The 18,844-nt window shown below is 36.1% G+C and carries 13 protein-coding genes, 1 pseudogene and 1 CRISPR repeat array; of the genes and pseudogenes, 12 read left to right on the plus strand and 2 right to left on the minus strand.

Annotated features, from left to right (window positions below):
- Positions 1–55: 55 nt before the first annotated feature.
- From cas10 to B0I26_RS13245, 12 genes are all read left to right on the plus strand, one after another.
- A complete protein-coding gene (gene cas10, locus B0I26_RS13190) occupies positions 56–2,284 on the plus strand; it encodes a type III-A CRISPR-associated protein Cas10/Csm1 (RefSeq protein ID WP_111645889.1) in 2,229 nt (742 codons plus the stop codon).
- The gene (csm2, locus tag B0I26_RS13195; RefSeq protein WP_111645890.1) at positions 2,262–2,666 is read left to right on the plus strand and encodes a type III-A CRISPR-associated protein Csm2; all 405 of its coding nucleotides are present in this window, start codon (positions 2,262–2,264) and stop codon (positions 2,664–2,666) included. The genes cas10 and csm2 overlap by 23 nt, the downstream gene beginning before the upstream one ends.
- Before the next feature lie 21 nt (positions 2,667–2,687).
- Positions 2,688–3,389, plus strand: a complete 702-nt coding sequence (gene csm3 / locus B0I26_RS13200) for a type III-A CRISPR-associated RAMP protein Csm3 (protein WP_111645891.1) — start codon at positions 2,688–2,690, stop codon at positions 3,387–3,389.
- A gap of 13 nt (positions 3,390–3,402) precedes the next feature.
- Positions 3,403–4,371, plus strand: a complete 969-nt coding sequence (csm4, locus tag B0I26_RS13205) for a type III-A CRISPR-associated RAMP protein Csm4 (protein WP_146612812.1) — start codon at positions 3,403–3,405, stop codon at positions 4,369–4,371.
- Positions 4,368–5,741: an RNA repair transcriptional activator RtcR family protein gene (locus B0I26_RS13210; protein ID WP_111645893.1), complete on the plus strand. Its 1,374-nt coding sequence runs from the start codon at positions 4,368–4,370 to the stop codon at positions 5,739–5,741. The genes csm4 and B0I26_RS13210 overlap by 4 nt, the downstream gene beginning before the upstream one ends.
- A gap of 55 nt (positions 5,742–5,796) precedes the next feature.
- Complete coding sequence (cas6, locus tag B0I26_RS13215) at positions 5,797–6,540, plus strand: CRISPR-associated endoribonuclease Cas6 (RefSeq protein WP_111645894.1); 744 nt, start codon at positions 5,797–5,799, stop codon at positions 6,538–6,540.
- A gap of 218 nt (positions 6,541–6,758) precedes the next feature.
- Positions 6,759–7,352 (plus strand): helix-turn-helix domain-containing protein, encoded by a 594-nt coding sequence (locus B0I26_RS13220; protein ID WP_111645895.1) that lies wholly within the window; start codon positions 6,759–6,761, stop codon positions 7,350–7,352.
- A 17-nt stretch (positions 7,353–7,369) separates the two neighbouring features.
- Complete coding sequence (locus B0I26_RS13225) at positions 7,370–8,887, plus strand: class I SAM-dependent DNA methyltransferase (protein ID WP_111645896.1); 1,518 nt, start codon at positions 7,370–7,372, stop codon at positions 8,885–8,887.
- Positions 8,877–10,136, plus strand: coding sequence for a restriction endonuclease subunit S (locus B0I26_RS13230; protein WP_111645897.1), 1,260 nt, complete (start codon positions 8,877–8,879; stop codon positions 10,134–10,136). Before B0I26_RS13225 ends, B0I26_RS13230 begins: the two co-directional genes overlap by 11 nt.
- Before the next feature lie 157 nt (positions 10,137–10,293).
- Positions 10,294–13,542: a type I restriction endonuclease subunit R gene (locus B0I26_RS13235; protein ID WP_111645898.1), complete on the plus strand. Its 3,249-nt coding sequence runs from the start codon at positions 10,294–10,296 to the stop codon at positions 13,540–13,542.
- Between the two features lie 484 nt (positions 13,543–14,026).
- Entirely contained in the window at positions 14,027–14,290 is a 264-nt protein-coding gene (locus tag B0I26_RS13240; protein WP_181502901.1) for a type II toxin-antitoxin system HicA family toxin, read from the plus strand.
- Positions 14,291–14,295: 5 nt separating this feature from the next.
- Entirely contained in the window at positions 14,296–14,715 is a 420-nt protein-coding gene (locus tag B0I26_RS13245; protein WP_111645900.1) for a type II toxin-antitoxin system HicB family antitoxin, read from the plus strand.
- Positions 14,716–14,791: 76 nt separating this feature from the next.
- On the opposite strand, the pseudogene B0I26_RS13250 reads toward B0I26_RS13245, so the two are convergent.
- Together B0I26_RS13250 and B0I26_RS13255 are read right to left on the minus strand one after the other, a co-directional pair.
- Positions 14,792–15,014, minus strand: a pseudogene (locus tag B0I26_RS13250) (sigma factor); the annotation flags it as partial.
- Between the two features lie 231 nt (positions 15,015–15,245).
- Positions 15,246–15,620 (minus strand): hypothetical protein, encoded by a 375-nt coding sequence (locus B0I26_RS13255; protein ID WP_111645901.1) that lies wholly within the window; start codon positions 15,618–15,620, stop codon positions 15,246–15,248.
- A gap of 677 nt (positions 15,621–16,297) precedes the next feature.
- Positions 16,298–18,725: a CRISPR direct-repeat array (repeat unit 30 nt; unit sequence GTTTTTATCTTAACTATGAGGAATTGAAAC).
- Positions 18,726–18,844 lie beyond the last annotated feature (119 nt).

An 18,844-nucleotide genomic window follows, 5' to 3' on the forward strand; every position in this document is an offset into this window, starting at 1 on the left:
AAGAAACTTATTATATCAAGGAGCATTCAAAATTATTATTTAAGATGGTGAAACTATGAATAAAAACCCTAATTTTCAATACGTCGAAAAAGCCTTAATCAAAATATTAATGAATCGTTTTTCAGCGTTTCTTCCTCAAGATGATTTACGTAAAATTAAAGAGTGTTTAAGTATGTCGAACTTCTCATATGACTTAATAGAGGATACAAGCTTATTTGAATTAATTGAAGAGGGAACAGGTCGATTCCCTTCACCATTACGCTCTATTTTTAGTCAATTATCTCTTTCCCATGAGAAACCTATCCCATCTTATTATGCTCCAATGCCATTACACGAACCTTTTATGACACCGAGTGAAGTTCCACCAAGTCTGAACACCCTAGAGAATTACTGGAAAACAATTGCGAAAGAGTTTTGTCGATTTTGGTCTAATTGCCCTGATGATGCTCAAGTTCGTATTAGTTACTTTCTTTATTGGGCAGATCAATGGCTCTCGAATATACCAGTAGGGAGTAAAAAGGAATCAGTCCCATTATCTGTATATATTCGTTTAGTTGCATCCATAGCATCTGTTATTCAAAAAGGTGAACATTTGACTTTATTAATGGGTGATATCTCAGGCATCCAGCGTTATTTATTTGATATTTCCAGAATAGGTGGTGGAAGTGTCGCAAAACTTCTTCGTGCTAGAAGCTTCTCATTAGGACTTATTGCAGACGCTGCCGCTTACGATTTACTTGAACGTTTAGGTTTACCAGTATGGAACTTAGTTTTATCAGCAGGTGGTGTTTTTTATCTACTTGCACCAAAAGGCATTGATACATTTATAGAGCAATGGAAAAAAGAAATCAATCAAAATCTTTATGAAAAATATCACGGTACCATTGTTCTTCACACAAGTAAAACTGAGGTCTCTCTTCATCATCTAGAAAATGACTTTCCTTCTTGCTTAACGAACCTTTTTCAACAAATAAGAAAATCGAAGAGTCGTAGCTTTGAAGAAATATTGATTCAAGATGGAAAATGGAATGAAGATGTTTTTATCCATCCTGTTAATACAACAGAAGAGTTTTGCAAAAGTTGTCGTCGTTACCCAGCTGATGCTGGGAATAAGGAGAGGATCTGTAAGTATTGTCAAGAAGATGAAAAAATAGGAAAGTTAATTCCTAAAACAAAGTATATTGTTTTTCATCAAAGAAATGGAGATATATCCATATTTCCAAATGTATCTGTTTCTCTAATACAGGAAGAAGAGGACATTCCAGCCGACTCAAAATGGATAGTCATTATAAATCAACACCCAATTCCTCAAAAAGGAGTTCCTATTCAACAACGCTGGATGACTAACTATATTCCTACAGCTCCAAAAGGAGGTTGTAACCATTGCAAGGAACAAGGTTTGTTCACAGAAGAGGGAACACCTTTAAGTTTTAATTGTCTAGCTTCACTAGCAAAAGGAAAAGAAAGAATAGCATATTTAAAGGCTGATGTTGACCGGCTCGGAATGCTCTTCTCATTCGGATTAAGAAACAAAGATGAACGCTATACATTGGATGAAATAATGACTCTAAGCCGTTACTTAGAACGATTTTTTGCCGGTCATGTGAACGAGATGCTTGAAAAAAAATATCGAAACATCTACACCGTTTTTTCAGGCGGGGATGATTTGTTCCTAATTGGTCCATGGAACGAAGTTATTGAGTTTGTGAAAGAAATTCATCAACAGTTCGTTACGTATGTAGGTGGAAATACGGATGTAACGCTTTCAGCAGGAATAGAAATCGTCCGTTCGAGAATACCGTTACCACATGTAACAAAAATGGTAGAAGAACAGCTCGAGTTCGCGAAAGAAAAACCGGGTTACAACCGAAAACTTGAAGGAAGAAATCAAATAGCTATCCGACGTAAACCGGTTGAATGGGGAGATTTTGAAAAGATTCTTAGCGAAGCTAAAAGATTAGGAAAATGGTGTCTTAAAGGGTGTATTTCATCGTCGTTTTTACACAAGCTGTATTACTTTGCTAATATGTACCAATCGCTACAAAAAGGACAAGGGAGTGCTTTTAAACTAGTTCCATTATTAAATGACCAAATCCAAAGGAATATTACAGGAACATTCGAAAACAAGCAACAAGAGATCGAAAATTGGTTTTCCCAATTACTACAAATAGATGTAGCCGAAGTCCGATGGAAATGGGCACATATGAAGCTCATTTTAGAGGTAGCACAACTTTATCGAGAAAGCGAGGAGGAAGACTCATATGGAAATCAAAACATATCTTAATACAGGTTATTTCGATGAGTCAGGAAATTATAAAAGAGAAATATACATTGACTGGGCAAAAGCGATCGCATCCAAACTTAAACAAGATAAGATGACAAGTGCTTCCATCCGCCGCTTTTATGGTCGTGTACGCGCCTTATCGACAATGTTCAGAGATGAAGAAACATTTCAAAGAAATAAACACGAACTACAAAAATTAATTCCTCTTGTTTACTATTCATTGCAACGCGATCAAGCAAATGTTCCAGAATCTTTTAAAGACTTTCTGGAAGTAAATGTGCGGCTTGCGGAACAAAGTTTGAAAGATTTTAAAGCGTTTGTTGATCATTTTCAATCGGTAGTTGCCTTTTTTCCAAAAGAAGATCAAAAAGGAAGAAACTAATACAGAAAGGAGAAATGATACATGAAATTAAATAAATTCATTCAAGTGCAAGCTATTATGAAATGTGAAACGGGGTTACGTATCGGCGGATCTAATGAGTCGATTGAAATTGGCGGAGTAGACAACCCAATTATTCGAGATCCAATCAGTGGATTACCATACGTTCCAGGTTCTTCACTAAAGGGAAAAATGCGTTCTCTTTTAGAATCGATATACGGTCGGTTTGAAACAAAAGAAGGAAAAAGAGTAGAGAGGAGAAATGGACAACCGTGTGGATGTGCTGCACGCTTTTGCACTGTATGTAAAGTATTTGGCCCACACAAAAATCCACGACATCATCTAGGACCTTCTCGTTTAATTGTTCGCGATGCTCACCTTACAAAAGAATGGGAAGAAAAGTTGTCACAACTTCAACTAGAAAAAGGGCTGAATCTTGCTGATTATAAATGGGAAAATACAATTGATCGCATTAAAATGAGCGCTACACCAAGAGGACTTGAGCGAGTGCCTGCTGGGACTGAATTTACAGTGGAGTTCGTTTTAAAAGTATATGACGGTGACGACGAACAAGAAATGATTGAATTTTTTGCTCACGGATTAAAGCTACTAGAACATGATTATTTAGGGGGATCTGGAAGCAGAGGATATGGAAAAGTTTCTTTCAATTTTATTAAAAAGCTTCAAAAAGATGCAAAAACATTGAGAGAATTAGAGCTTGTTTAAGGATGTGAGTGTTTTGCAAATTTATGAAATAACCGTTCGCTTGCAAAGCCCGTTCCTTACACCATGGCATGCTGATACCATTTTTGGGCATTTAGCGTGGGTTTACAAAGAGTTAAATGGAGAAGAATCGTTTGAGGATTGGCTCCTTCTTTTTAAGGAGGGAAGACCGCCGTTTATACTTTCGGATGCATGGATAAAAGGGTTATACCCTAAACCAATGATTCCGCCACCAGAAAGAGCAGCGCATACATTTGAGGAACAACTTGAACAAGCAAAAAAAGGTAAAATGCTCAAAAAAGTTAAGTATTTTACGGAAAATATGTTTTTAAAAGTCATTACCGGTAATTACGAAACTATACTTCATGAAGAACACGAAAGAGACTTATTAGTAGATTATAAGCGTAGTGTATCTCTGCATAACACCATTGACCGCGAACTAGGGCACTCTCTTCAAGAAAACGGGGTTTATGAACTGGAGTCAATGTACCTTCAAGACTTTCAATTACTTTCAATATTTGTAAGAGCAGAAAGCGAAAGTGTTATTAAGGAGCTCTTACATCTTTTTGAAATAGTATCAGTAGAGGGATTTGGAAAGAAAAAAAGCATTGGGTTCGGCCGTTTCTCTATACTTGGAATGAAACAACGTTCAGACTTAGATACGGCGCAATCTGGCGGGGATGCGGTTTTGTGGCTTAGCCATGGAGTTCCTAAAAAATTAGATCCCGTCAGCGGATGGTACCAAATCGAAACAAAATACGGGAAGGTTGGAAATACATATTCTTTAGGAAACACCCCATTTAAAAAACCGTTTACCCGAATTAAACCAGGTGCCGTTTTTCGTGTAGACAAGCCATTTCCTTTTTATGGACGGATGGTCGAAAATATACATCCATATTTACACGAAGTTGTTCAATATGGATACGCATTTGCCATTCCTATTAAACTGCCAAAATATATAAAAAAGGAGAAAAGCTCGATATGAAAATACTGCTTAGTTTCGTTGGAAATAGAGATCCTTTGGCGAACGATGGCACAGAGGGAGCGATAGTTGCTGCTTTTAAGGCATTACAACCGGATTGGGTGTATTTATTTCCAACGGTGAAAAGTCCAACAAGTAAAAGTGATACAGAAGAAAATGCGGAGGAAACAAAAGAGTATATTCTTGGTTTAGCAAAAGAAATGGGAAAAGAGGTTCATATCTCCATAATCCCTATTCAAGTAATGAATCCAACAGATGTGCAAGAAATTATTGAAGAAATGCGTCAAATCATTCGTAAAATTGTTCAAGAAACGAGTCGTGAACATGTAGAGTACCTTGTTTCAATTTCTTCTGGTACTCCTCAAATGCAAATGTGTTGGGCGTTACTCGTTTTTTCACGCATCATTCAAGGGAAATTGTATCAAGTTGTCGCTCCCCAATTTGCTGAGGAGAAAGAGCGAGTAAAGGAAGTAAATATAGCTTATTTAGAAGAAGAAAATATACTTAGACAGATTCAGGATTTACTAAATAAATATCAATTTTCTACAGCTGCAGATCGCCTTTCTTATTTAGCGAAAGAAGTAACACAATATGGAAGTCGGCAAAAGCTTGCGGAAACTTTAACACATCTAGTACAGGGATATATGTATTGGGACATGCTTCGGTATGAAGACGCTTATAATAAATTAAAGGAAGTAAAGGCATCGATTAAAAGAGAGTTTATTGAATTGGAACCGATAGTAGATGAACAGCTCAAAGTGTTGGGTTCTTTACGTGAGATTTATGAAGTTGTGACTGAGGATGGTCAATACAGTAGTAAGTTAGACATTGGGTTAATTTTAGTAGATTTATATCATAATATGCTGCGTCGTTATGTAGAAGGAAATTATGCGGATGCACTTGCTCGCTTCTGGAGAATTTATGAAGAAGGGTTATTTTATGTTTTAAGAAGAATCGGCGTAAATCCCAAAAATCTTAATAAAAGTTCAAAAGAAGACTATAAAGCAGTAGCCATGAAGCACTCATCTAATGGACAATTAACATTAAGTTCAGCAGCTAAAGTTTTAAAAGAAATCAACCTACAATATGTGAGAGAGATGGATCAAATTGTAGTTGAAGTAGCAGGCAAAAAGAAACAATCGCTATCCAACAATTTAGAATATCTTCGCAAGTTACGAAATAGTTCTTATGCGGCTCATGGATTATTACCAGTTAAGGCAGATGATGCAGAATTGGCAGTGAAATCCGCTGAACATTTTTTACACTTCATTTTACAAAAGCATAATATGCAATCAAAAAGTTACTTAGATTTCTATCCTTTCGATCGGTCTTTCTATGGCAGTAAGTTAAATAAAGTGTTAAGTTCTTCATAAGATATCTCTGCAAATTCAATGCGATTTGTGCACCAGAAAGAAGGTAGATTTTTATATGAGAATTACGTTGAAGTTGAAACCTTCAACTTCAGAAATATCATTGCCTCTTCATTATCAATCAACTGTTCAAGGCATGTTATATCACTCAATGCGGTCGCAATATTTGTCCGATTTCATCCATAACAAAGGGTATCAAAAAGAAAAACGGACATTCAAATTGTTTACGTTTAGCCGATTGCTTGGAAAACATGAATTGCAAATAGATAAAAAGCAAATTGTATTTTACGATGAAGTCACTTGTCACATCGGGACCGCTATTACTGAAATGGGAAAAGAGTTAATCGATCGCTTCACAAATCAAACCGAACTGGAATTAGGGAACAATCGATGTTTAATCCAAGGTATTGAAGTTGAAAACAAAAAAGTTGAACGAGAAGAAGTCATCATTGAAATGCTTTCACCAATAACTGTTTATTCTACTTATTCCTCTTTAGATGGCAAAAGAAAAACACACTATTTTCAACCGTTGGATCCTATGTTCTCCCAATTGGTTGAAAGAAATTTTGTGAATAAATACGAAGCGGCTTATCATCAAAAACCACTATCACGATTAATCATCGAGCCGCTGGAAGTAACTCGTAAAGATAAAGTGGTTACTAAATTTAAAGATTTTTACGTTACGGCTTGGTTAGGAAGATATCGTTTGAAATCATCTCCAGAGTATTTGACGTTTTTATATAATACTGGTTTGGGTGGACGGAACTCCCAAGGGTTTGGCATGTTCCGCATTATTGATTAAAACGTTTCAACTGTCGTCACTCTCCAATCACACAAAAGTGCTTAGGGGATTGACGACATTTTCTTTTTTCAGTTTACAATCCTCTTGGTATTGTGGTTTTTTAGAGTTTATAGGTTTATAAATTAACTTTAAAACAAAAGTTTATTGACTGAGACAATAAATTAAACTAGAATAAATTTATATTGGCCAAGACAATTTTTCCCTAGGGATGTGGTTCATTGATTGGATTGGAGTATATTTTAAGCTTATACAATATGCAGCATATTGAGCTTGCGGAAAGGTTAGGAATAAAAAAACAAAATATTAATTTATGGATTAAACGAAAGCAAAACATTCCTAAAAAATATTTGCCCATTTTAAAAGAAATGTTTGGAATTGAAGAAGAATATTTCACTAAAGAATTAACAGAAGTTGAAAAATTAGAAATCCAAAAAGAAAAGCTAAAGCGGGATTTAAAGCCGGTCATTAAAAATTATGAACAGCAATTTATGATTGGTGATATGAACGATATTATTGAAGTGCCGATATACGATAAAGATGAAATCAACGCGATTGAGCGGAGCATTGAAAAAGCGAAATTAGTATCAAAGTTTAAACAAGCAATTGAAATCGTTGATGATCACCCATATTTAGATACGTTTAAATTAATCGTGGAGCTATTGGAAAAAGCGCAGCACGAACCAATTTTACATAAAACGGTTGAAGCATTGGCACATTATTGTGAAGTTTTACCGGATTGGGTTTCTTCCGGTCCGGAGCAGGACGAATTCGAGAGTGAACTGTTTGAAGTTTTTGATGATCATAATTTTTAGAAAGGGAGAAAATACAAATGGCAACAGCAAACATCGGCTTCGAAGAAACACTATGGAAAGCAGCGGATAAATTAAGAGGCAGTATGGACTCAAGCGAGTATAAACACGTTGTGCTTGGTCTTATTTTCTTGAAATACATCTCTGATAAATTCGAAGCAAAATATAATGAGCTTGTCGAAGAAGGAGAAGGCTTTGAAGAAGACCGCGATGAATATACAGCGGAAAATATATTTTGGGTTCCGAAAAAGGCAAGATGGAGTTTCATTAAAGACCACGCGAAAGATCCAAAAATCGGACAATATATCGATGAAGCGATGATTGAGATTGAAAAAGAAAATCCAAGCTTAAGAGGGGTTTTAGATAAGCGATATGCACGCCCTGAATTAGATAAGCGGCGTCTCGGCGAGCTAATTGATTTAATCTCGACGATTAAATTGCATGATAAAGATGAAAAAGACTTGCTTGGAAGAGTATATGAATACTTCCTTGGCAAGTTTGCCAGTGCGGAAGGAAAGGGAGGCGGAGAATTCTATACTCCGACAAGCGTCGTTAAAACATTAGTCGAAATGATTGAACCGTATAAAGGAAGAATTTACGACCCGTGCTGCGGCAGCGGCGGGATGTTTGTGCAAAGCGAAAAGTTCGTCGAAGAGCATCAAGGGAAAGTGAGCGATCTTTCCATTTATGGACAGGAACTAAACTCAACGACTTGGAAACTTTGCAAAATGAACCTTGCGATTCGCGGGCTGGATGGCAACATCGGCGAACATCATGCCGACACATTCCACGATGACCTGCACAAAACATTAAAGGCAGACTACATTTTAGCCAACCCTCCTTTTAACGTCAGCGATTGGGGCGGCGACAAATTAACCGATGACGTTCGCTGGAAATACGGCATCCCGCCTGCAAGCAACGCAAACTACGCGTGGCTGCAGCATATCATCTACCATTTGGCGCCAAATGGGGTTGCGGGGGTTGTTCTTGCGAATGGTTCATTAAGTTCCAACACGTCGAATGAGGGCGAAATTAGAAAGAACTTGTTAGAAGCGGATTTAGTCGACGCAATTGTCGCTCTTCCAGATAAGCTGTTTTACTCAACAGGTATCCCTGTCTGCCTATGGATTTTAAACCGCAATAAAAAAGACAATCCGAAATTTAGAAGCAGGGAAAAAGAAATTTTATTTATTGATGCGAGAAATCTTGGAGTGATGGTAGACCGGACACATCGGGAATTAACGGATGAAGATATTAAGAAAATAGCGGAAACGTATCATAACTGGAGAAATATAAACGGTCAGTATGAAGATATAAAAGGCTTTTGCAAGTCGGCAACATTAGACGAAGTACGTGAGCATGAATATGTATTAACACCGGGTAGATATGTTGGGATCGTTGATATGGAAAACGATGATGTTCCTTTTGAAGAAAAAATGGCGGCCTTGACGAGTGAACTAAGTGAGTTATTTGCAAAATCAAGGCGTCTAGAGGATGAGATTAGAAAGAATCTGAGGATGATTGGATATGGTCTGTGAAAGCTGGAAAACTTATAGGTTAGATGAAGTATATGAATTTAGCTCTGGTTTATCCAAAAAAAGAGAAGAGTTTGGATTCGGTTATGATTTTTTAACTTTTAAAGATGTATTTAACAATTATTTTGTACCAAATGAACTATCAGAACTTGTTAATTCAACAGATAAAGAAAGAGAAAAATACTCGATAAAAAAAGGAGATGTCTTCTTAACAAGGACAAGTGAAAAACAAGATGAACTAGGTATGAGCTCTGTTGCTTTAAAAGATTATCCGAATGCGACATTTAATGGATTCACAAAAAGATTAAGGCCCAAAAATAATGTTGAAATACTGCCAGAATATGCTGGCTTCTACTTTAGGTCTCCACAGTTTAGAAGCCAAGTTAATAGTATGTCATCAATGACCACTAGAGCAAGTTTAAATAATTCTATGCTAGCTTCATTAAAAATCGTACTACCTTCAATAAAAGAACAAGAGAAAATAGCTAATATATTGCTATCTCTACACAAAAAAATAGAAACTAATAATGAAATTAACACAAAACTCGAAGAAATGGCACAAGCTATTTTTAAACATTGGTTTGTTGATTTTGAATTTCCGAATGAAAATGGCGAGCCTTATAAATCAAGTGGCGGAGAAATGGTTGAAAGTGAGATAGGGATGATTCCAAAAGGATGGAAAATACAAGGTTTGGATGAAATTGCTGATTTTTTAAATGGATTAGCGATGCAGAAATTTAGACCACAAGAAGATGAAAAATGGCTACCAGTGTTGAAAATTAGAGAGTTAAGACAAGGATTTACTGATAATAATAGTGATAAATGTTCAGAAAATATCGAAAGGAAATATATTGTTGATGACGGTGATATTATTTTTTCATGGTCTGGCAGCTTATTAGTAGATATATGGTGTGGTGGTAAATGTGGATTAAATCAGCATTTGTTTAAAGTAACATCCAAAAACAACGAAAAGTGGTTTTATTATCATTGGATTCGAATTCATTTAGAACGGTTTATAAGGATTGCTGAAAGTAAAGCAACTACAATGGGGCATATAAAAAGAAAAGATTTATCAGATGCTAAGGTTTTAATACCATCAGAAGACATCTACCTTAAAGCAAACAAAATATTCAAGCCTATATTTGAAAAAATAGTAAATATAAAAGTTGAATCAAAGAAACTTAGGGAAATAAGGGACATTCTACTCCCAAAACTCATGTCAGGCGAAATCCGTGTGCCTTTAGAATCGTAAGGCGCTGTTTTAATGAAGTTGGAAATACGGTAGCCAAGCTTGAGGAAAAGAATTCTAGCAGGAACAAGAACAAGCGGCAAATCATTCACAGTGCGGAACCCAAGATTGCACAACTCTAAGAGCTATTCAGACAATCGTTATTGGGGAGAGGATAGGTGTGAGTTTGTTGGAGAATTTTACAGAAGATAAGTTAGAAGAAGCGGCGATTGAAATCCTTCGGGAATTGGGGTATGAGTATGCTTTCGGGCCGGACATTTCATGCGACGGCGGGTATCCTGAAAGAAAAGATTATAGAGAAGTCATCCTCGAACAGCGTGTAAAAGATGCGTTATTTAAAATCAACCGGGACCTCCCTGAAGAAGCTTTAGAAGAAGCGTATCGCAAAATCATTACGTTTAACAGTCCTATATTAGAAGAGAACAACCGTTATTTTCACCGCTTGCTCGTTGATGGGATTGAAGTAACTTTTCGCGAGAACGGCGAAATAAGAACAAAGAAAGCGTACATTGTTGATTTTCATCATCCTGAAAATAATGAGTTTTTAGCAGTTAATCAATTTACTGTCATTGAAAAAGAAGAGAGACGGCCTGATTTAGTTATATTCATTAACGGCATACCTTTAGTAGTTGTGGAATTGAAATCGGCCAGCGATGAAAAGGTCGGCATTGAAAATGCGTATACGCAAATTCAAACATATAAAAGAGATATACCATCATTTTTTTACTATAACGCATTTTGTATTTTATCCGACGGGATTAATGCTAAAGCAGGAACGATTACTTCTGATTATGAGAGATTTATGAATTGGCGCACGATGGATGGCGAGACGATTGAGCCTCTCCATGTTCCGCAATACGAAGTAATGTTCCGTGGAATGCTGGCGAAAGAACGGCTGCTTGACATTATTGAAAACTTCATTTTTTTTCAAGAAGTGAAAGAAGAGGAAAAAGATGCAGAGGGAAAGAAAATCGGCGAAAAAAAGACAATTATTAAAATTCTTGCGGCTTATCATCAATATTTTGCCGTGAAAAAAGCAGTCGAAAAAACGAAAGAAGCCGTCAGCGAAAAAGGAGACAGAAAAATCGGTGTCATTTGGCATACACAAGGTTCGGGAAAAAGTTTTACAATGGTTTTTTATACAGCACAATTAGTAAAGCAATTAAATAATCCGACGATTGTTGTTATTACAGATCGAAATGATTTAGATGACCAGTTGTACAGCACATTTGCAAAATCAGAAGAAATTTTACGGCAAACTCCGAAACAAGCGCATGTTCGAAGATTAACAGACGAGCAGAAAAAGAAACAAGCGAAAGAAAAGGCAAAAGAGATAAATGGGCTGTATGATTTGTTAAACGGCAGAGAATCAGGAGGAATCATTTTTACAACGATTCAAAAATTTATGCCTGAAGAAGGTGAAATGCCTGTTTTAACAGAGCGAAGAAATGTCATCATTATTGCTGATGAAGCGCATCGCAGTCAATATGGGCTCGAAGCGAAGACAAATACGAAAACGGGAGAAGTAAAGTATGGCTTTGCCAAATATGTGCGAGATGCCCTCCCTAATGCTTCTTTTATTGGCTTTACCGGAACACCGATCGAGCTGGAAGACAAGTCAACTCCAGCGGTATTTGGAAATTATATCGATATATATGACATGACAAGAGCGGTAGAAGATGAGGCAACGGTTAAAATTTATTACGAGAATCGAATTATTAAACTGGAAACAGATGATGAAGAACTAAAGAAAATTGATGATGAGTTTGAGGAAATCACTGAAGGGCAGGAACAAACTGAAAAAGAAAAATATAAATCAAAGTGGTCACGTCTTGAAGCGGTTGTCGGTTCGCCTAATCGTTTGAAAAAGCTTGCTAAAGATATCGTCGAGCATTTTGAAGAAAAAGCGAAGACGATTGACGGCAAAGCGATGATTGTTTGTATGAGCCGAAGAATATGTGTCGACCTTTATGACGAAATCGTCAAGCTAAGACCAGAATGGCACAGTGATGATGTAAACAAAGGAAAAATTAAAGTCGTGATTACGGGCAGCGCCGGCGATGAAGACAAACTTCAACCACATATTGGCGGCAAGCAGAGAAGAGATATATTGGCGAAACGAATGAAAGATAACAGCGATGAACTTAAGATTGTCATTGTGCGTGATATGTGGCTCACAGGCTTTGATGTTCCGTCGATGCATACGATGTATATTGATAAGCCGATGCAAGGGCACAATCTCATGCAGGCCATCGCAAGGGTCAATCGAGTCTTTAAAGATAAACCGGGGGGAGTAGTTGTTGACTATTTAGGCATTCTTGAAAGCTTAAAGAGGGCGTTGCGTCAATATACAGACAGTGATAAGAAAAATACAGGCATTGATACTTCCGCAGCGGTTGCCGTTATGATGGAGAAGCTGGAAGTTTTAAGAGGAATGATGCACGGGTTTGACTATACAGATTATATGGGAACTTCCCAAGCGGCCAGAATTCGGGCGATTACAGGCGGAATGAACTTTATTTTAGGCAAGCCGGAAAAAGAGCAGAAAGATTTTAAGCAGTTTGCGGTCGAATTAGCCAAAGCCCATTCGCTGTGCGCGGCAACTGAGGAAGGGAAAAAATATGCGCTGGAAGTCAGTTATTTTAAAGCCGTAAAGGCAAGTTTAACAAAGCTTGACATAAAAGGACCGCCAAAGAAATCGAAAAAAGAAATTGAAGCGCGCGTTCAACAAATGCTCGAACGTTCTATCATATCTGAAGAAGTCATCGATGTATTTGATGCATTAGGAATAAAGAGACCTGATATTTCCATCTTGTCAGAGGAGTTCCTGCAAGAAGTAAAAGAGTTAAAGTATAAAAACCTTGCCGTTGAAATGTTGCGAAAGCTTTTGGAAGGCAATATTAAGTCAATGGAAAAAAGAAACTTAGTAAAGTCCGAAAAATTTTCCGAAAAGCTCAAAAAAGCTCTTAACAAATACAAAAACCAAGCGATTACGAACGCAGAAGTGATCGAAGAGTTAATTCAAATGGCAAAAGAAATGAAACGAGCAAGAGAGCAGGAAAAAGATTTAGGCTTAACTGAAGATGAAATTGCCTTTTACGACGCTTTAACGGCTGATGAAGCGGTAAAAGAGTTCATGACGGATGAAACATTAAAGAAAATTGCCCAGGAGCTTACAAGCTCAATCAGGGCCAATATCACCATTGACTGGAGCATTAGAAAAAGTGCCCAAGCTGGAATGCGGCGGATTATTAAACGGCTTCTTAAAAAATACGATTATCCGCCAAAGCAAGCAAAACATGCATTAGATATCGTAATGCGGCAGGCAGAGTTAATGTGCGGCCATGTAAGTGTCGAAGATATCGTATACGACCGGGCCGCTGAGAGCAGGGAAGATTATACAGTTTAAAGACTTGATTTTCATCGACTGTTTGTTAAATGGGTTATCTGATTCTCTCCGAATCAACAAAAGGGTGGCGAAAGGAATTAAGAAGTCGGGAACGAAAACATATAAATAATGAACGAACTGCATGGATGAAACCGCACCATCGATCAAGCATTAGTGGTGCGGTTTTTTGTTGAGATAAGTGGATGATTTCTTGTGGACAGTTTGCATAAACATTTGAGCGTTAAAGGCAGAGAAGTGGTGATTATTAAATAAACTTATGAAACTTCAAATCATGAAGAGGCTATACCGGAACGCTGCTGTTGTACAACTGCTTGCCGATAGCTGTTGGACGATCGGGCTCGTTCATCCTGTCAGATAAACTTGTATATCTGTTGACTTAAGTAAATATCTAATGGTATTTTATATATTGAAATCTCATGGACTGGTATTATATTTGGTATCATTTTCAACGTTTATGCATATAATAAATTTAGGAGAGATAACCTTGTCTAAGATAAGGAAGAGATTCGAAAGGATACTTATCAATCCCAATGATATAAAATGGGATGAACTTAGAACGATTGCAGAACATTATGGTTTAACAGTTAAACCGCCGAGTAGAGGAAGTCACTACAAAGTTTATTATGAAAATGATACAGAAAATACCATGGTAACTGTCCCGGTCCATCATAACAGAGTAAAACCAGTTTATGTTAAAAGGATTATCTCGCTCATTGAACAAAATACAAGTGAGGAGGATTCATTATAAATACTATGAGTGCTATAGAATATTATATGGGGTTAGCATATAAGATTCATTTAGAACCTATTTCAGAAGAAGATGGCGGGGGATGGTTAGCTACAATTCCAGAGTTAAAAGGTTGTATGTCAGATGGTGAGACTCCAGAAGAAGCGATAAAAAATTTAGAGGATGCAAAATTTGAATGGTTAACAGAAGCGATTGAAAGGGGAATAACTATTCCTGTTCCATCTAAACAGCCTGATGATGAAGAATATAGCGGAAAGTTTACGTTAAGATTACCGAAAAGTATGCACAAACAGCTAGCGCAAGAAGCCAAACAAGAAGGTGTTAGTCTTAACCAGTATATTTTACATTTACTTTCATACAATAGCGGTCAAAAAAATACGATTAATAGATTACTGAAAGAAATAGAAAATTACAAAAAAAATTAGCAAAGCAATCAATGTGGCGAGAATTATCTTCTACAAGAGAAGCGTTGGTGTAAGTACTTGTAGTTATATATCGATGGAGGATGATTTCGTTGCCTTCCTCATCCTGACCAATTGGGCGTGAAGGGAGACATCTTTTTTTGTTTTTTTTAAGGAACGAAGATGCATCAATATTTCGTTTTCAATACATCGGGCCGCATAGGTGGCAAGTTTTGTTAATAGCTTTCAATCGCCTTAATAAGGCCAATCGTACAGATGAAAATTAAATATTCCTTATCTTCTCCGGTGTTTTCAAATGTTTTGATATTGTAAGAAAAGTACAGCGTAAAATTATTATCTATTCAGCAGGGCTTTTACTCGAAGAAAAATGTAACAGCTTTTGGAGAGGTTCTGTTATCATTGGCTGTTGATTTTTCACCCATCTTATCATAAGGTGACTGTTTTTATACTTAGTCAACTATCAATAAAGTTCTATAGACTGTTATGCTTATTGAACAATCGAATTCCGTTACTTGAATCAGGGAATTTCTTTTTTAAGACATTTTACCTAACTGTGTTTTATATTCGTTTACCAGTTTTTCAATACTTCTTAAATTTCCTCTACCTAGTTTTCCATAATAATCTGTATGTTGCTCGACTGCTTTCAAAGCTATTCGTAATTGATCTACACCATAATCTTTATATATATTCTCTAAATAGTAACGAGTAGCTTCGGTATTAATCGTTCGGGTATATTTTTTGCCTTGCATCATCGAACAAAATGCTTCAATATAATGATAAGCACTGCCTTGGTGCATTCCAATTTCTCTATAGAGACTATTAGCAGCAGATGTTTTATCGATTTTTTTATGGTAGACTTTTTTTGCGTAATCATAACTTTTTTCGATCATTTCTCTGGTTATTTTCATAGATATCCCCTCCCTATTTTATGGAATCATTTCTCTTGCTTTCTAAAGTATAGCACATTTAGATGCAGTTGCGGTTTAGCAAATTTTCAGATTGACATCATATTTAAACATATACGGTTATTAATAGTTGCAACGTATTAAATATGGATTTTTTTCTTTATAAGAGTACCAAAATTAAGGTTAATTTTGATGACGGCTGGTTAAACAGAAAAATGAGTAATCACTGTGAACGATTGTTTCCTTATTTTACATAGTTGTTTTTATTCCGCTTTTCTTTTTCGTTTCGATAAAATTCGGAAGCATTTTTATCAGTGCTCGCTTTTCAATCAGTTAGACGTAGCTTCTTTGAAATGCCAAGTTCTTTGGCGGTTTCCCGATGCAAATCAAGGTCAAACCGTCTGATAATCACTTTTTTTCATGCTCATCGAGAATGCTGATTTTGTTTACCTTCTCCTTCTAAAGCTTCTATCTCAATGATATACAAGTTTTTGTCGTCGACCTCCAATCGTGCAGAAATCCCGGGGGATCGACGACAATTTGCTTTTGAAAGAAAAAGGGAGAAAAGAGAAGGAAATAAATGAAAAAGAAAGCATTGATAAAATATTCCATTTGCATTAAAATGAAAATAACATGATTTCCATTTTTATTAAAACGCTACTATATCAGCGATTTCTTGGGTTTTTATCTTAACTATGAGGAATTGAAACCCTCTAGTTACTCGAATTCCGGAAATCGCCTAAGTGAGTTTTTATCTTAACTATGAGGAATTGAAACTATACAACATTCGACAAATTTTTTGGTTGTTTTGTGTTTTTATCTTAACTATGAGGAATTGAAACTTAAAACTTCTAAATATGTTTCAGTCATGAAATCAGTTTTTATCTTAACTATGAGGAATTGAAACTGTGGAAGACTCTTGGGGAATTGCGGTGTGGCATTTGTTTTTATCTTAACTATGAGGAATTGAAACTTTCACCTGTTTAACGTCGCGACCGAATCGAGCGAGAAGTTTTTATCTTAACTATGAGGAATTGAAACTCCTCGTCAAGAGGCTCAAGCTGTTGTCCCAGCTGCGTTTTTATCTTAACTATGAGGAATTGAAACATGAAACGGTAAAGGTCTTCATCTTCCCAAAGTGTGTTTTTATCTTAACTATGAGGAATTGAAACCTCTTACGAGCGCCGGTATTACATCAGCACTTGGATTCAGTTTTTATCTTAACTATGAGGAATTGAAACTTTTGTTCCGATTGGGCAAATGATGTCTATTACTGCGTTTTTATCTTAACTATGAGGAATTGAAACTTCGGCGATTTTTCGAATTGCACCGAGATTTTCAGTGAGGTTTTTATCTTAACTATGAGGAATTGAAACTTTTCACAAATTCCAGAGGACAGTCGGTGGAGCTGAAAGTTTTTATCTTAACTATGAGGAATTGAAACACACTCAAAAAATTTCTAGAAAAAACAAAACAATAATCGTTTTTATCTTAACTATGAGGAATTGAAACTCGTGATTTGTTGAAGTGATTTTTTCACCTTCAACGTTTTTATCTTAACTATGAGGAATTGAAACATAGATATTTATAAAAAAGGAATAGCCGAGAAATTTTTGTTTTTATCTTAACTATGAGGAATTGAAACATCGGAAAATTCGCAATGACATGCTTGCCCTTCGAGGTTTTTATCTTAACTATGAGGAATTGAAACTTGTGCATTTCATCAACAATTTTCTTTTTCATTTCTGTTTTTATCTTAACTATGAGGAATTGAAACCTGCTTGATATTGTTTTAATTGTTCGGAAACCGTGTTTTTATCTTAACTATGAGGAATTGAAACAATCCCGAAGTAAAGTTACCGATATTCACTTTATTAAGTTTTTATCTTAACTATGAGGAATTGAAACTGAGCAGAACTTTGCTCGCCAAATCCTACAATTTCGTTTTTATCTTAACTATGAGGAATTGAAACAGAATCGCTATTTTTTTCATTCTTTTTCCTCCTCCTTTGTTTTTATCTTAACTATGAGGAATTGAAACTGGGAGTTGTTGGAGTCGTTGGAACCTTGACTGCAGCTGTGTTTTTATCTTAACTATGAGGAATTGAAACTATCTTTACTCAACGCTTCATCCTCAAAGATTGAAGAGTTTTTATCTTAACTATGAGGAATTGAAACTCCAGCATGACGACCACTATCCCGCTGGATTCGCGAACGTTTTTATCTTAACTATGAGGAATTGAAACGAGGACTTCGAAGGAATTCCCCACTATCCGAGGCACTTGTTTTTATCTTAACTATGAGGAATTGAAACCAGCACACAAGCTAACGAATAAAGGAAAAGTATTCGTTTTTATCTTAACTATGAGGAATTGAAACTGAAAGATAATAACGGGCAATTTTTATGGCAACCGGGTTTTTATCTTAACTATGAGGAATTGAAACGTGATCCGAAAACGAAGTTAATACAGTATGACGCGCGTTTTTATCTTAACTATGAGGAATTGAAACTGTATGGTGTTTCGTTGTGTCCCTCTTTTCGTTTGTGTTTTTATCTTAACTATGAGGAATTGAAACCGGTTTTTGGTTGTTTGTTTTCTTCGTTCATTTAGGTTTTTATCTTAACTATGAGGAATTGAAACAAAAATACGCCGCCAAAAAAGTTGGTATAAAAGTGTTTTTATCTTAACTATGAGGAATTGAAACTAATTATAATCAGAAAGAGGAAATAAAGTTAATAAATGTTTTTATCTTAACTATGAGGAATTGAAACGTGACTTTCAATATTGGGACGAACAAGAAAAAGTGGCGAGTTTTTATCTTAACTATGAGGAATTGAAACTAACGTCAATGAAAACATCCATGCAGACCCCTCCATCGTTTTTATCTTAACTATGAGGAATTGAAACTTGTGGTTTTTGGTTTAAATACTCCAGTTAATTTTCGTTTTTATCTTAACTATGAGGAATTGAAACAACGGATCGGCAGCAACCGCGGAGCCGGTTTTAGATAGTTTTTATCTTAACTATGAGGAATTGAAACAAAACGGTTATCAATATAAACAAATTGATCGTATCAGTTTTTATCTTAACTATGAGGAATTGAAACAAAAATTAAACGATCGCATTAGCCAATTGTAAACTAGCACATTATTTCAGAATCCCTTTTTCAAATTATTTCAGGCGGATTCGGAAATAATGTGCAAAATTTTTGCGGATTGTTCCGGA

This window comes from Paranoxybacillus vitaminiphilus (genome assembly GCF_003259935.1).
Taxonomy (GTDB): Bacteria; Bacillota; Bacilli; order Bacillales; family Anoxybacillaceae; genus Paranoxybacillus; species Paranoxybacillus vitaminiphilus.